Below are 15,494 nucleotides of genomic sequence, written 5' to 3' on the forward strand. Positions count from 1 at the left end.
GTCGGCATTCAAGGGGCAGGAGCCTCGATTTCATACACACGGTAGAATCGGCGGACGGGAGTGGGCTCGGGCAGATCCTCAGTGAAGGTGGTCGTTCCGTCCCCGTCGCTCGCCAAGGCGATCTGAACGATCTCCCAATCGAAGACAGGGTCACCCTCGAGGGTGTCCGAAGCATAGATATCATATTCCATGCCCGCCTTTGATTCCCACTCGAGTGTCAGGATCTCGCCGTCCACCGGATCGTTGCCACGGACCACGGAAACCACCTTGATGACCTCTTCCACCGGTTCCACCACGCTGAAGGTCAGAGGACCACCGACGATCTCGTAGCCATCATTCAACATATGGACGACGTAGTAGTCTCCCAGAGGAAGCGTGAATTCGACGGAACCATCGACCGGGCCGGCACCCGCGGACTGGGTGCCGTTCAAATACCTCCACTGGGTCGAGAAGTCCGTGCCCGGGCTGTCCTCCATCCGGTAAACCCCGATCCAATCGGTCGGCCCGGCCGCAGCTCCGGTCCAGCTGACCGTGAGCGTCTGGCCACCCACCACACTGGCGCTATCGATCGAGAAGGCGGCGGTATTTTCCGCGGCACGAAGGACTCGCTTGGTCACCGATTGGCCACTGGCATTCGCCTCGATGCTGAAGTCGGTCACTGGAGCCGGCACCATCACCGAAGTCGATCCAAGCCCCGTCAGGGGATCGGTATCGGAAGTCACATCCACGGAACCGGTCCCATCGGAAAGGGTCACCGTCGCGCCGGGCGGGCTGACTTCCCATTGAAGCGTCACCATGAAGTCCGGCCCCACCACCAAATCGGAATCGGAGGTCAGCGACAGGCTTTCGCCAGTCAGCAGTGCGAGCTCCTGCTCCAACCCGGTTGAAAGCTGGAGCGTGAAGACCGTGCTCTGGGTCACTCCGGACAGAACGATGGAACCCAGTCCCGTCCCCAGATCGGTCGAACCCGTCACATCGACGGCACCCGATCCATCATCCAGCGAAACGGTCAGCGTTGGCGAGCTCTGAGCAATTTCCCAGGAAAGGGTCAGATCCGTTCCATCGATGTACTGAAGATCACTCGCGAAGGAAACGATCTCCGGGACCCGCGGCCCTTGATCAAAGGTCACGTTGTCGATCGCCAGATAGTCCTGGAGACCGCCGGTCTGGGTCAAGGAGAGGGTCAGGACTTCGTCCACCGCACCGGTCTCGTTGATCGCTACGGTCTCGCGGATGCCAGCAGTGTTCCCGGTCCAGGTTCCGCTCGCCAGGATCCCGCTTGTCGGCCCTTCAAGCTGCCAGTCGACAACCACCCCGCCACCACCAGCCCATTCGTCGAGATCCACACTCGTGACTTCGACGAAGGTTCCGGTCTTCGGAGCGAACTCAATCGATGCCGCCGTACCATTCAGCTGAAACACGTCACCACGACCATTCCAACTGGTGTAGGTTTGCCATCCGGAGTCCCCGAGGGGCGACCAGGTGACCGCGACGTCCGGAGTGCCCACCACTCCGGAAGCACCGGCAGCCACCGAGATACCCGGAACCGCTGCCGCCACATTACTGCCATAGTTTGCCGGGACATCCTGATTGGAGCCCGTCCAACTCCCTTCGAGAACGGTGGTGGCGTGGCTTGGGAGCAGCAATGCAGCTCCCAGAAGTGTGGAGATGACGAATGGCTTCATGGTCGACGTGGGTAATTTTGTTAGAGAGTATTCGGCATTTCAGGCGCGACGACGAAGCCGCACGAGGAGAAGGCCGGACGCGCAGAGAAGGAAGGTGGAGGGCTCCGGAACGACTGAGAACGAAGTTTCCGCGAGAACGGTGTATCCGTCGTTCGCCAGAAGATAGGCGTCGTAATCGCCGGCACTCAGCGAATCAAAACCACTGAGGTTTCCGTCGGTTCCGGAGGTGTACTGAAAAGCCGTCGAGAACTCGACACCCGGAGTTTCGCCGTCCCGATAGATGCCAATCCAGTCGGTGCTCACAAAACCATCGTTGCCGGACCAATCGAAGCGGATCGTCTCCCCAGCCTCATAGCTCGCCTTGTCGGCTACAAGTCCGATGCCCAGGGACGGAGCAACCGTGAAATTCACTCCGCCCACGGTTCCAGCGACCGCACCATATCCATTGTTCGACAGGAAATGGACCGTCCAGTTGCCGAGGTAGGCATTGTTCAGCTCGAAGGTTCCCGTCGCGAGTGCGTCCAGATCGGCCGAACCGGATGCCTGGGTGCCGTCCACATAGCCCCAGCTTGTCGCCGCCGGATCCCCGGTGGGGACCACTCCATCAGGGTAAACCCCGATCCAGTCGGTGCTCGAACCACCACTGTGATCCGCGAATGAAGCCGTGATGGCATCACCAGGACGGAAGGTCGTTGCATTCAGCGTCAAGGTCGCCGCATGGGCAGCCGGATGCACAAGGGTCAATAAGCATGCTCGAATGAGCAGGGTGCTGAGGAAGGAGGGAGCAGGAGTTTTCACGATAGCATGAACCCTCCTCCAGCCCTTCATCGCACCGTAAGAGTCAAAAACGACGGAATGGGTGGCAAAAACGCCGGGTCGGCCGGCGCCGTCTTCGATTCGCCCCTTCGAGATTGACGAACGCCGGATCGACATGGGCAGAGTGTTCGAGCGACCATGATGGCTCGAAGCAGACCCCTTATCGGAATCCGATACCCGCAGTGGTCCTCGTACGGATCCCAGGCCATGCGGGGGGTGGTTGAGTTCATGCGGGGGCACGAACTGTGGCGACTGATCACCGAGAATGATTCGTACGGCGAAATGGAAGCCACCCGGATCGATGCGGACTGGCAGGGAGACGGATTGATCCTGTTCCGCGCCACCGAGGCCGAGCTCGCGGCATTCAGGAAGCGCGGGATCGCAGTGGTCATCACCAGCAGTGAAGGCCCCGACGGCGGCTTCCCACGGGTCGTGCCGGACAACGCACAGATCGGACGCGCCGCCGCCGCCCACCTGATCGAAAGGAACTTTGACGACCTCGCCTTCCTCGCTCGGGGAGAAACCTACTACCAGGAGGAAATCTTCGCACCCGGACTGCGCACCTACGCCCGCCAGAGACTGAGAGGGTTCTCCGAGTACCTTTCCCGCTACTCCCTCGAGCCCACCGTCCACTACCTGCGCGGACGCCCGCTTTGGAAACCTGAAAGCTGGCGCCAGATCCAGACCGAGGTCATGGCATTCCTTGAGACACTCCCCCAGCCATGTGGGCTTTTCACCGCCGACGATTCTCTTGGGGCCGTCGCGCTGAAGGCCGCCGACCTGCTCGGCATGCGTGTGCCCCAGGACCTCGCCGTGATCGGCTACGGGGATGATCACGCCTACTGCTATTCGACCTTTCCGGCCCTCAGCAGCATCGAGCATCCCGGCAGGGCCATCGGATTCAAGGCCGCCGAGTGCATCCACGCCCAGCTGGAGGGAGGCGCCTGTGACACCCCTTCACAGATCGTGCCCATCGGTCCCACCATTGCCCGGGAATCGAGTGACACACTCTCGATCGAGGATCCCATCATCTTCGATCTGGTCAGCTGGATCCGACATCAGGCACCCCATGATCCCATTCGCGTCTCCGAACTCGCCGAACGCAGCGGCTTGTCCATGACCACCTTGAAACACCGCTTCGCCGAAGCCCTCGGCCACAGCCCGAAACAGGAAATCAAGTCGACCCGGCTCATCCACCTGAAACGCCTGCTCCTGCGGAACGAACTCACGCTCGGGCAAATCGCCGAGGCCATGAAGTTCACCTCGGCTCACCAACTCAGCCGGTTTTTCCAGACCGAGACCGGCGAGCGGCCATCCGACTACCGCGCCCGGATCTCCAAGTCAGCACCATCAAGCCGGGCCTCGACGCCCGGAGCAGTCATCTTCGACATGGACGGCACCCTGTTCGACAGCGAGGAACTTTACTTCCGGGCCTATCAGCAGGCCTACGCCGACCAACAAGGAGAACTGAGCAGGGCCGACTATTTCACTCACTACGCCGGCACCTCGAACTCCCACATCGAAGCCTGCCTGATCGAACAAGCACCCACCGGATTCAAACCCGCACGCTTCAGAACCCAGTGGAAGGACTACTGGCACCGCATGATGAAGAGGGAAGGTCTCAAGACCCTCCCCGGTGTCAGGGAGCTGCTCACGAACCTCCGTCAGCAAGGCGCCCCGATGGCACTCGCAAGTTCAAGTGACCGCGCCGAAGTCGATTGCTGCCTGAACGAAAGCGGACTCTGGACCTTCTTCGACTTCACCATCGCCGGTGATGAAGTGACCTCCGCCAAGCCCGATCCCGCCCTGTTCCTCAGGGCCGCCGAGGGACTGCACCAGCAACCCGAAGACTGTCTCGTCATCGAAGACTCCATCGCAGGCATCCGCGCCGGAAACGCTGCAGGAATGCACGTCATCCATGTCGTCAGCCATCCGGCGACCAACAGCGAGGAGGAATCCTGGTTGAGGGTCAGGTCACTCGCTGAGATCGAATGGCCCATCATCCGGGATTGGCTCAATGGGGCGCGCGGCCGACCCGGAGTGGAAGCAACCCCACCCAAGTCGCACTGAAAGCAGACGAGAATCCCGGTCCGGTTCACGATTTTCATGCATGGAATGGCCCGCGCCGGACGTTTGGTTGTCCACGTTCAGGCCATCTCCACGTCCCATCATGTTCCCATCCCTCTCATCCTGTTGTCCTCCGCTGCTCCAGACAGCCTGTTGGATCGTTTTATCCAGCCTCCTCTCCCATGCGGCGGACCGGACCTGGCAGCAGCCCGGCCCCCTGCGTGACCAAAGCCAGGAAGTGCAGGCCCCACTGCGGGTTCTCGACGGACCCTTTTCGGTTGAGGCGAATCTGACCCTCGACCGATTGTCCGGCAGCGCCTCGTCCGTCCGCTTCGGCAAGCAACTCAACTTCGGCTTCAACGGACACAAGGGAACCCTGTTCGCCGAAGGGCCCGCCATTGGCAACATCCGTTTGCTGGAACCCACCTCGAAATTCATCAAGCCCGGCGAGCCCTTCCTGTTCCACGCCGAGCGGACCGATGACGATTCGTTCACGGTCTCGATCAACCATCAGGAGGTGTTCACCATGAAGAACCTCCGTGGCCCCTTGGAGACCATTGCCATCCGCCCCATGCGTAGCCGCGCCCAAGTCCACCGATTCCGAGTCAGCGGCTCACTCGACATCATGCAGCCAGGACTCCATGCACGCCACCGGACGACCCCCCTGCTGACCGACGGCGAAGCCCACCCGGTGCTCACTTTCATCCTCGTCCTCGACGAGGAGCGTGTGCTCAACCAGATCGACATCGACTGCCATGGCGACCTGCCCACGGAACGCCTCCACTCCCTTGAACTCATCCATCAGGGGAAACCCGTCATGACGCACATGACGTCCACAGGACTGAGCGGTACGGTTCGGCTGCCGCAAGGTCGGCACTCGCTTGAACTGCAGGCCGCCGTCCAGCCAGGCACCGACACACGCGATGCCCTGACCCTGTCCTGCACCGCGGTTCGCTTCGCCGATGGAAGCATCTTCAAGCTGCAGCCCGCCGAGCCATCAACCATCCGCCTCGCCTATCCCATCCACAAACAGGGCCAGTTCGACTGCCACACCTTCCGCATCCCGGCCATCGCCCGCGCCAAGGATGGCTCCCTGCTCGCCGTCTATGACATGCGCTACAACTCGCGGCGCGACCTGCAGGAACACATGGACATCGGGCTTTCGCGCTCGACCGACGGCGGCATCACCTGGGCGGATCCCGTGCCCATCATGGACATGGGCGAATGGGGCGGCAAACCGCAGAAGGAGAACGGCTGCTCCGATCCAGGCATCCTCGTGGACGAGGAAACCGGTGAGGTCTTCGTCACCGCCATGTGGACCCACGGCAAACCCGGAACCCACCAGTGGACCGGCAACGGGTCCGAGCCCGGCCACGATATCCATCGTAGTTCACAATTCATGATGATCCGATCAAAGGATCACGGAGTGACATGGAGCCCGCCTGAGAACCTCACCGAGACGCTCAAGGATCCGGCTTGGTATCTCTTCGCCCCGGCACCCGGCAACGGCATCACCATGAAGGACGGAACCCTCGTGATGCCGACCCAGGGCCGCGATGCGGAAGGCAGACCTTTCTCGAACATCACCTGGAGCAAGGATCGCGGGGCAACCTGGACAGTCTCCACACACGCGCGTGACAACACCACCGAATGTGCGGTCGCCGAGCTCTCCGATGGCTCGCTTCTCCTCAACATGCGCGACAACCGGAACCACCGCGACAAGTCCGAAACCAATGGCCGCGCCATGGGTGTCACCAAGGATCTCGGGAAAACCTGGACGGTCCACTCCGCCGACCACGGCGCCCTTCCCGAGCCGACCTGCATGGCCTCGATGATCTCCCACATCCTCGAGGATGGCCGACACGTCCTCATCTTCTCCAACCCGCGAAACCGCCATGCCCGGAAGGACATGACCATTCAGCTGTCCTTCGACGATGGGGTCACCTGGCCTGAAGCCCATCGTCTGGTCCTCGACGAAGAAGGCGGCGCCTATTCCTCGCTCGTCATGATCGATGACCAGACGCTGGGCATCCTCTACGAATCATCTCAGGCGGACTTGGTCTTCCAACGCATACCGCTCAGCGAGCTACTCCGCTGACCCGCCGCCTCCGCATCACGGATGGAAAGGCCACAGCAAGGGAATCAGACAGGACGCGACGACCCAGAGCAGAAGGTTGAGCGGCACGCCGATCTTCACGAAGTCCTTGAAGTGATAGCCACCGGCACCGAAGACATAGGTATTCGTCTGATAGCCGATCGGGGTGGCGAATGAGGCACTCGCACCAAACATCACCGCCACCAGGAAGGGAATGGGTGACACCTCGATGGCCTCCGCGATCCGGATGACGATCGGTGCCAGAACCACCGCGACGGCATTGTTCGAGACCATCTCGGTCATGATGCTGGCCAGCAGATAGACCCCGCAAAGGATGCCCCACGGACCCAGCGGACCCAGCAGCTCGGTCACCCCGTTCGCGAGGGTCGTTGCCCCGCCGGTCTTGTCCATCGAGGTGCCGATCGCGAGCATGCCGATGATCAGGAGCAGAATCTTCCACTCCACGGCATCGTAGGCCTCCCGCGGCCGCAGGCACCCTGTTAGAAGGACGAAGAGCGCGGCAAGGAACGCTGCGGAAAAGGTGTCGAACTGCATTCCGGGCAACCCGATCAAGGCAAAGTCAAAGGAAGCGAGGAAGATGAAGAGAAGAATGCCCATCAATGCGAAAGGCCCCTTCTTCAGATTGAAATTCTCCGGAGTGGGCTCGGACAGCGTGATGAAATCCCGCTCCGCCTTCAGGCGCTCGATGCCCTCACGCGAACCTTCAACCAACAGCGTATCGCCGAACTCCAGGCGCAGCGTCTCGAAATCGCGGGTGATGTTCTGCCCCTCGCGATGGATGGCGAGAATCAGGGCACCGAATCGTTGGCGGAAGGCAATCTGCGACAGGCTCTTGCCCGCCAGCGACGAGTTCGGCCCGATCATGCCTTCGAGAAGCACCGCTTCCCGTTTCTCCATCGGTGCCAGATCATTCTCTCCGAGGCCGACATTGACGTCGTCCGAGCGGTGGAGTTCCGCCACCCCCTTGGTGCCCGTCCGAATCAGGATCCGGTCGCCCTCTTCAACCGTGATCTTGTCCAACGCGTCTTCGAGGATCCTTCCCCGCCGCCTCACCTCGATGATCTTGAGCTTCCTCGACCGGCCCTCGAGCACGTCCACCGCCGGCTTTCCAATCAGCGGCGAGTTCTCCGTGACCGCCGCCTGAATGAGGAATTCCCTGCCCTTCGTGGCGTCCAGCAGGGTCGCCAGTGTGTCCCGGGCCGGCAGCAACTTCGCGCCGAAGAACCAGAGATACGAACCCCCGACCAGCGCGAAGACGATGCCCAACGGAGCAATCGAAAACAGATTGAACTCCGCAACCCCCTGTTCCCGGGCAATCCCGTCGACCAGGATGTTCGTCGATGTGCCCGCCATCGAGCAGACCCCGCCGAGAATCGTGGCATACGACATCGGAATCAGCAGCCTGGAGGGCTTGGCCCCACTGTCGCGGCAGAACCCGAGGATCACCGGAAGCAGGATCACCACGAGGGGCGTGTTGTTCACGAAGGCAGAGCACACCGCACAGACGATGAGCAGCGCCGCCAAGGCCCGCCGCTCGCTGCCCTTGGCAACGACATTGAAGAGCCGTCCCAGCTTCGCAATCTGGCCGGTCCGTTCCAGCGCCGCACTGATGATGAAGAGCGCCCCGATCGTGACCGGGGCCGGGTTGGAGAATGCCTGCAGGATGTCATCCCGGTCCAGGATCCCGGTGATCAGGAGCAAGCCGGCGCCACCAAGTGCCACCAATTCCACCGACAGCTTTCCCCACAGGAAGGCTCCGAACACCGCAAGCACGAGTCCGAACACAAAGTATTGCTGCATGTCAGCGGGCACGGGAATCAGCATCTGCCGTCCCGGCCATGGAACCAAGATCGAATTGTGTCCAAGCGTTCCACATTCGCCCCCGTTTTCTCATTGCCTTCGCCAGAGCCCTCCGTGAATCTCGATGGCAACCTCAAAGACGCACGAATTATGGGAATCATGGACTTCATCAAAGGCGAGCTGCTCGAAATCATCGAGTGGACGGACGACTCACGGGACACCATCGCCTGGCGCTTCCCTGACAACGACGCCGCAATCAAGAACGGCGCCCAGCTCATCGTTCGCGAAAGCCAGACCGCCCAGTTCGTTTACCTCGGTCAGTTCGGCGACACCTTCGGCCCCGGCAAGCACACGCTCAATACCGAGAACATCCCGGTTCTAACACGCCTCAAGGGGTGGAAATACGGCTTCCAGTCGCCCTTCAAGGCCGACCTCTACTACGTCAATACCCGCCTCTTCACCGGCAACAAATGGGGCACCTCCAACCCCATCATGCTGCGGGATCCGGACTTCGGCATCGTGCGCGCCCGCGCCTTCGGCACCTATGACTTCCGCGTCACCAACGTGCAGACCTTCCTCAAGGAGGTCGCCGGATCCGACCACGACTTCCGGGTCGATGAATTCGCCGACACCATGCGCTCCCGCATCGTCAGCATCTTCTCCGAAGCCCTGGCCAGCGCCGGCGTGCCCGTCCTCGATGTCGCCACCCGCTATTCCGAGCTCGGCGACGCCCTGCTGCCGCTCATCAACCCAGCCATGGGGTCGAAATACGGCCTCGAGATCGACTCCTTCATCGTCGAAAACGTCAGCGTTCCCCCTGAAGTCGAGGAAGCCATCGACAAACGCTCGGCAATGTCCGCCATCGGCAACCTCAACGACTACGTCAAATATCAGATGGGTCAGGGCATGGCCTCCGGAGAAGGCGGCGGCGGTGGTGCTGCCGGCATGGCCAGCGAGATGGCCATCGGATTCGCCATGGCCCAGGAAATGATGAAGACCTCCGGCATGGCCGGATCCCCTCCGGCCCAGCCCGGTCAGGTCGGTGCCGCCACCTCACCCGCACCCGTGGCTCCGAATCCCGACATCCTCGATCCCGCGACGGTCGCCCGCATGCTCGGCGTCACCGAGGCCGATGTGATGGCTGAAATCACCTCCGGTAACCTTGCCGCCAAGAAGATCGGCTCGGCCCACCGCATCACACGCGCCGCACTCGACAGCTTCCTCGCCGGCTGAGCCGTGGCTGGAGCGCCCCGCTCCAGTCCGCCGCCGGTGCCCACCCCGCCCCGGCCCCTTCACCCATGGTCTCCCAGCCACCCGAGCTCCCGGAGGACGACGTCTCCCCCATCGTCGTCGAGAAGCAAAAAGTCCCTCCACCGATGCCCGGTTTGCAGGGCTCTGCGGCGGACGTGCGCTCACTCGAACGCCACGTCTGCCCGGAATGCGGCGGCAAGGGAGAGTGGGATCCCGGAAAGCGCAAGCTCATCTGCCCCTACTGCGGCACCGAGTTCGACCGGGTCGCCCCGCCGCCCCTGCCGGACATCACGGAGCACGATCTGGATGCCATGCTCGCCCAGCTCGGCGACAAGGCACACACCCTCGACACCGCGGAACGGCGCGTCCAGTGCACCCACTGCCACGCCGTGCTGACCCGCACCGCCGAGAACGTCGCCAGCTCGTGCGATTTCTGCGGTTCCCCCGAGCTCCTCGCCTACGAGGACATCGAGGCACCCGTCAAACCCGAGTCCCTCCTGCCCGCCAGCCTCACCAAGGAGCAGGCCTATCATGCGCTGAAGAAATTCCTCGGTTCGAAATGGTTCGCACCCAACGACCTGAAGAAGCGCAATCTCGTCGATCGGATCCACGGCGTCTACCTCCCGTACTGGACCTTCGATGCCGCGGCCGAATGCCCGTGGACGGCGGACAGCGGTACCTACTACTACGTCACTCGTACCCGACGCGGGCCGGACGGCAAGACCCAGACCTACCGTGAGCGGAAGACCCGGTGGCGCCCCGCCAGCGGGCATGTCTCGACCTGGTTCGACGACGTGACCGTCTCCGGATCACGCGGGATCGACCCCGGCATCCTCCAGCGGCTCGAACCCTACCCGACCAAGGACCTCGTGCCCTACGAAACCCGCTACGTGTCCGGCTGGGATGTCGAGCACTACCAGGTCCCCCTGCTGCAGGCCGCCCGCACCGGGTTCGGCAGCATGGAAGGCATGCTGCGTGAGATGTGCGCCCGCGAAGTCCCCGGAGACACCTACCGGAACCTGCGCATCCACCCGCAGTATTCCCGCAAGACCTTCAAGCACATCCTCGCCCCGATCTGGCTCATCGCCTATCAATACAAGGGGCAAACCTACCAGGGCGCCATGAATGCCGTCACCGGCACCACCTACGCCCACTTCCCCAAGTCCGCGTGGAAGATTGCCTTCGTCGTCCTCATCGCCCTCATCGTCATCGCCATCATCCTTTTCGCGATGAGTCGCTGATGGGTTGCCTCACCGCGGGCTTCAGGATTAGCTCGGCCCACCGACACGATGCAGATCGACATCCTCACGCTGTTCCCGGAAATCGCGCTTGCCCCACTGAGCGAGAGCATCATTTCGCGTGCCCGGCAGGCGGGGATCGTCGACATCCGCGCCCACAACCTGCGCGACTGGGCGAAGGACAAGCACCGCCGCACCGACGACTACCTGTGCGGCGGCGGCCAGGGCATGCTGATGCTTCCCGGCCCGCTCTTTGACGCCATCGGGGAACTCAGGAAAGAGGACACCAAGGTCATCCTGATGACGCCCCAGGGAAAGGTCTTCAAGCAGGCGGTCGCCGCCGAGCTCTCGAGCGACACCCACCTGCTCATCGTCTGCGGCCACTACGAAGGCGTCGACCACCGCGTCATCGAGGAACTCATCGACCTCGAGCTGTCGATCGGTGACTACGTGCTGACGAATGGCGCGATCGCCGCCGCGGTGGTCACCGATTCGATCGTCCGCCTGCTCCCCGGGGCCCTTGGTGACGAGCGCTCGCCGGAAGAGGAATCCTTCTCGGATCCGAACCTGCTTGAAGCCCCCGCTTACACGAAACCCGCCGACTTCCGTGGCCTCAAGGTGCCCGACGTCCTGCTCTCCGGCCACCACGCGAAGATCGCGGAGTGGAAGAAGCAGAAGGCCCTCGAGCGCACCAGGGCCAACCGGCCTGACCTGCTCGATTAGAACCTGTCAGTGCCGCTTGCGGTACTCGCTCGGAGCGCGCCCGGTGTACTGGCGGAAGGCATGCGAAAAATGGGGCTCGTCACAGAAACCCATGGCCTCGGCAATGTCGGCGGACTTCATCTGCGTGGTTTCCAGTAGATGGGCGGCCCGATTGATGACCTGCTGGCGGTGGTAGCGATGAGGCGGCATGCCTGCATGCTGCCGGAACCGGCGTCTGAAGGTTTCATACGGCAGGTCCAGCTCGGCCGCCACCGCCTGGACCTTCGCCTCCGGCTGGGAAAGCAGCCGACACGCATCCGCAAACCACCGGGGCCCATCGACCACGGGTGTCCAGTTCTCCACACTCCCCTCAAGGACTTCCGCCAGCAGTGCTTGGAATCGACACAGGCGCGTGCTCGTCCCGGTATCGGCATCCACCACCTCACCGAGGAGGCGCTCGATCCAGCCGGCGGTGTCGCCGAGACGACCCGAAACGCGGCCGACTTCGATCAGTCCTTCCTCCCGCCACAGATCGAAGACCGGGCCTTCAAACATGATGTAGAACTCGTCCCAACCGCCGGACACCAAAGGGCGGTAAGAGTGGCCCAGCTCGGGTAGCACCAGCACCCAATCTCCCGCGACGAGGCTCCGCTCACGGCCATTCTCGTCCTCATAAATGCCTTCGCCCCGGGTGATCAGAACCAGAGCATACCGCTGCAGGTAGCGAAACCGGGCCATGCCGCCCTGCGATGCACGGACTTCCCCCACCTCCACCAGTTGGCCAAGCGGACTACGCAAATGCGACAAGAGACGATTCCACTTCCGATCCATCGAGCTCACCTTCGACTGGAATACCATTTTTCACAAGTATTACCCATTTCATACAATTCATTCCATTGAGTTTCGGCCAGCTCCGCACGTATGATGTCCCACTCATGCCCACCGTCTTCAGATTCCTGCCACTCTTGGGGTGTTCCCTCATGGGGACCGACGTGCTCGTCGGCGAAGAGGTCGACTTCAATCGCGATGTCCGCCCGCTGCTGACCAAGAACTGCACGACCTGCCATGGCGGGGTCAAAATGGCCGGGGAGGTATCCTTCCTCTACCGCGAGGATGTCCTCGGGAAAGGCGAATCGGGCAAACCCGTGGTCGTGCCCGGCGACCCCGGGGCCTCCGAGATGATCCGCCGTCTGCTGACATCGGACCCGGACGACCGGATGCCACCGCCGGATCACCACCCGAAACCTCTTCCCAAGGAAGACATCGAGACCCTCACCCGCTGGATCGAACAGGGTGCCGAGTGGGGAGACCACTGGGCCTTCGAAAAGCCGACCGAACCGGAACTCCCCCCCGTCCGCAACTCGGACTGGCCGAAGCAGAAGGCCGATCACTTCATCCTCGCCCGGCTGGAGGCGGAGGAACTTGAACCGTCCCCGGAAGCCAGCCTGGCCGAGTGGCTTCGCCGCGCTTCACTCGACCTGACCGGACTTCCACCGACCCCCGGGGACCTCGACTCGCTCGAACAAGCGGCCGCCACCGACCGCGAGGCCGCAATGGAAGCCACCGTCGACCGCCTGCTCGCCTCCCCCGCATTCGGCGAGCGGTGGGCATCCATGTGGCTGGATCTGGCCCGCTATGCCGACACCACCGGATTCGAAAAGGACCCGCACCGCGACATCTGGCCCTGGAGGGACTGGGTGATCCGTGCGCTCAATGCGGACATGCCCTACGATGAATTTAGTACCAAACAACTTGCCGGCGACCTCCTCCCCGACCCGGGCCCCGACGATTTCATCGCAACCGGCTTCCACCGCAATACGCAGAACAACACCGAGGGCGGCACCGACGACGAGGAATGGCGCATGGAGGCCGTCATCGATCGCGTCAACACCACCTGGACGGCGTGGAACGCCACCACCTTCAGCTGCGTCCAGTGCCACGCCCACCCCTACGAGCCGATTCCCCACGAGGACTACTACCGCTTCCTCGCCTTCTTCAACAACAGCGAGGACGTCGACATCAACAACGACTTCCCCCGCACCAAGGTGGCCGACAAGCCGGAACAGCAGGCCGAAGTGGTCCGACTCGAGCGGGCGATCCGGACCAAACGCACCGAGATCAACCGCACGGCGCGGGAGGTGGCGGAGACCCTCGGCGACTGGCGCACCCTGACCGCCACCAAGACGGGCGCCCACCCCGACACCGGGCAACTGGCGCAGAACCCGCAGGGTGAGTTCATCAGCTCCGGCACCAACCCGACCCGCTCCCACTTCCAGATCGAGGCCGAGGCGCAGCCCTTCTCGGCCATGCGCATCCGCATCCTGCCGGAAAGCGATGACCCGAAGAAATGGGACGAACAGGGCGCCGTCATAGGCCGCCTCGTGGCCCGACTTGTCGATGGCGAGGGACAAGCCCGCGAGATCGCCATGCGCGAAGTCATCGCCGACTTCCTCGCCGGGCAGTGGGACCCCAACGAATCCCTCCGCGGTGGAGGCGCAGGCTTCGGCGAGTATCCGATGATGAAGCAGCCACGTACGGCATGGATCGTACCTGCCGAACCCGTCGTGCCCGGACCGGATGAAACGCTCGTACTTGAGATCCACCATTCCGCCTCGTGCAACGGCGACAACCAGAACACCGTGCTACGCCGCTTCACCGTGGAACTCACCACCGACCCGTCCCTCGTCGACCATGTGAAGGCGGAACCGCGGGCCGCGGCATGGAAGGAACTGGATGCCATCAAGGCTCAGTACGCCGCCATCAAGGGCCGCACGATCCCCACCATGCAGGAACGGGACACCGATGCCACACGTCCGACCCGTCTCTTCATCCGCGGCAACCGCATGAGTCTCGATGAGATCATGGAGCCCGCGATTCCCGTGCTTTTCGATGGTCCCGAGAACCCGACCAACCGCCTGGACATGGCGAAGTGGCTCGTCGGCAAGGATAACCCACTGGCCGGACGGGTGCTCGCCAACCGGCTCTGGGCCGAACTCTTCGGCATCGGCATCGTGGAAACGCTGGAGGACTTCGGAAGTTCCGGCGCCCTCCCGACTCATCCCGAGCTGCTCGACCATCTCGCCCTGCGCCTGCGCGATCATCATCAGTGGCACATCAAGCCCTTCCTCAAGGAACTCGTGCTGTCCGCGGCCTACCGTCAATCGCACAAGGCGAAGCCGGAGTTGATGGCGAAGGACCCGAGGAACCAGCTCGTCGCACGCGGACCACGCCAGCGCCTCACCGCGGAAATGGTGCGCGATCAGGCGCTCAAGGTTTCCGGACTCCTCTCGTCGAAGCAGTTTGGCCCACCCGTTTACCCCCCGCAGCCGGACGGCGTGTGGAGCACGGTTTACAGCGGTGAGCAGTGGACCACCTCGCAGGGTGAGGACCGCTACCGCCGCGGCATCTACACCTACGTGCGCCGCACCGCCGGCTTCCCCGGGTTCCTCACCTTCGATGCGCCTTCGCGGGACCTCTGCAGTGCGCGTCGCATCGCGACAAACACACCCCTCCAGGCCCTGGTCACGCTCAATGACCCCGCCCACATCGAGTTCGCCCAGGCCTTCGCCGACCGGATTGGAAAAGCCGCACCCGACCTGACCGGCCAGCTGATCTGGGCGTATCGGGAGCTCACCCTCGACCAGCCGGCACCTGCCACGCTGGACACCCTCATCGCCCTCCACGGGCAGCTCGTGAAGGAACTCACCGCCACCCCGGAAGACTCCACGAAGCTCGCCCCCACGCCCGAGCAGGCCGCCATGGTCATGGTCGCCAACACCCTACTCAACTCCGACCTCGCGCTGAACCGCTAGGAACTCC

10 protein-coding genes are annotated in these 15,494 nt (G+C 62.8%); 6 read left to right on the forward strand and 4 right to left on the reverse strand.

Annotation, left to right across the window (positions count from 1 at the left end; genetic code table 11):
• Positions 1–8: 8 nt before the first annotated feature.
• Together JIN81_RS06420 and JIN81_RS06425 are read right to left on the reverse strand one after the other, a co-directional pair.
• Positions 9–1,685: a hypothetical protein gene (locus JIN81_RS06420; protein ID WP_200277793.1), complete on the reverse strand. Its 1,677-nt coding sequence runs from the start codon at positions 1,683–1,685 to the stop codon at positions 9–11.
• 39 nt (positions 1,686–1,724) lie between these two features.
• The gene (locus tag JIN81_RS06425; RefSeq protein WP_200277795.1) at positions 1,725–2,483 is read right to left on the reverse strand and encodes a hypothetical protein; all 759 of its coding nucleotides are present in this window, start codon (positions 2,481–2,483) and stop codon (positions 1,725–1,727) included.
• Between the two features lie 246 nt (positions 2,484–2,729).
• Between JIN81_RS06425 and JIN81_RS06430 the strand changes: the two genes are divergently transcribed.
• Positions 2,730–4,571, forward strand: a complete 1,842-nt coding sequence (locus JIN81_RS06430) for an HAD-IA family hydrolase (protein ID WP_200277797.1) — start codon at positions 2,730–2,732, stop codon at positions 4,569–4,571.
• Positions 4,572–4,671: 100 nt separating this feature from the next.
• Positions 4,672–6,666: a sialidase family protein gene (locus tag JIN81_RS06435; RefSeq protein ID WP_200277799.1), complete on the forward strand. Its 1,995-nt coding sequence runs from the start codon at positions 4,672–4,674 to the stop codon at positions 6,664–6,666.
• Positions 6,667–6,681: 15 nt separating this feature from the next.
• Here the strand turns inward: JIN81_RS06435 and JIN81_RS06440 are convergent, their stop codons facing one another.
• On the reverse strand, positions 6,682–8,532 hold the full coding sequence (locus tag JIN81_RS06440) for an SLC13 family permease (protein ID WP_200277801.1): 1,851 nt from the start codon (positions 8,530–8,532) through the stop codon (positions 6,682–6,684).
• 102 nt (positions 8,533–8,634) lie between these two features.
• Here JIN81_RS06440 and JIN81_RS06445 point away from each other — a divergent pair, with 102 nt between their 5' ends.
• The 3 genes from JIN81_RS06445 (at position 8,635) to trmD (ending at position 11,696) form a co-directional block, all read left to right on the forward strand.
• On the forward strand, positions 8,635–9,717 hold the full coding sequence (locus tag JIN81_RS06445; RefSeq protein ID WP_200277803.1) for an SPFH domain-containing protein: 1,083 nt from the start codon (positions 8,635–8,637) through the stop codon (positions 9,715–9,717).
• Between the two features lie 65 nt (positions 9,718–9,782).
• Positions 9,783–10,976, forward strand: coding sequence for a zinc ribbon domain-containing protein (locus JIN81_RS06450; RefSeq protein ID WP_200277805.1), 1,194 nt, complete (start codon positions 9,783–9,785; stop codon positions 10,974–10,976).
• A gap of 48 nt (positions 10,977–11,024) precedes the next feature.
• A complete protein-coding gene (gene trmD / locus JIN81_RS06455) occupies positions 11,025–11,696 on the forward strand; it encodes a tRNA (guanosine(37)-N1)-methyltransferase TrmD (RefSeq protein WP_200277806.1) in 672 nt (223 codons plus the stop codon).
• A 6-nt stretch (positions 11,697–11,702) separates the two neighbouring features.
• Here trmD and JIN81_RS06460 read toward each other — a convergent pair whose 3' ends face one another.
• On the reverse strand, positions 11,703–12,533 hold the full coding sequence (locus JIN81_RS06460; protein WP_200277810.1) for an AraC family transcriptional regulator: 831 nt from the start codon (positions 12,531–12,533) through the stop codon (positions 11,703–11,705).
• A 122-nt stretch (positions 12,534–12,655) separates the two neighbouring features.
• Between JIN81_RS06460 and JIN81_RS06465 the strand changes: the two genes are divergently transcribed.
• On the forward strand, positions 12,656–15,487 hold the full coding sequence (locus tag JIN81_RS06465) for a PSD1 and planctomycete cytochrome C domain-containing protein (RefSeq protein WP_234044547.1): 2,832 nt from the start codon (positions 12,656–12,658) through the stop codon (positions 15,485–15,487).
• The last annotated feature ends 7 nt before the right edge of the window (positions 15,488–15,494 follow it).

The sequence above is a fragment of the Haloferula rosea genome (assembly GCF_016595525.1).
In the GTDB taxonomy this organism is placed as follows: Bacteria; Verrucomicrobiota; Verrucomicrobiia; order Verrucomicrobiales; family Akkermansiaceae; genus Haloferula; species Haloferula rosea.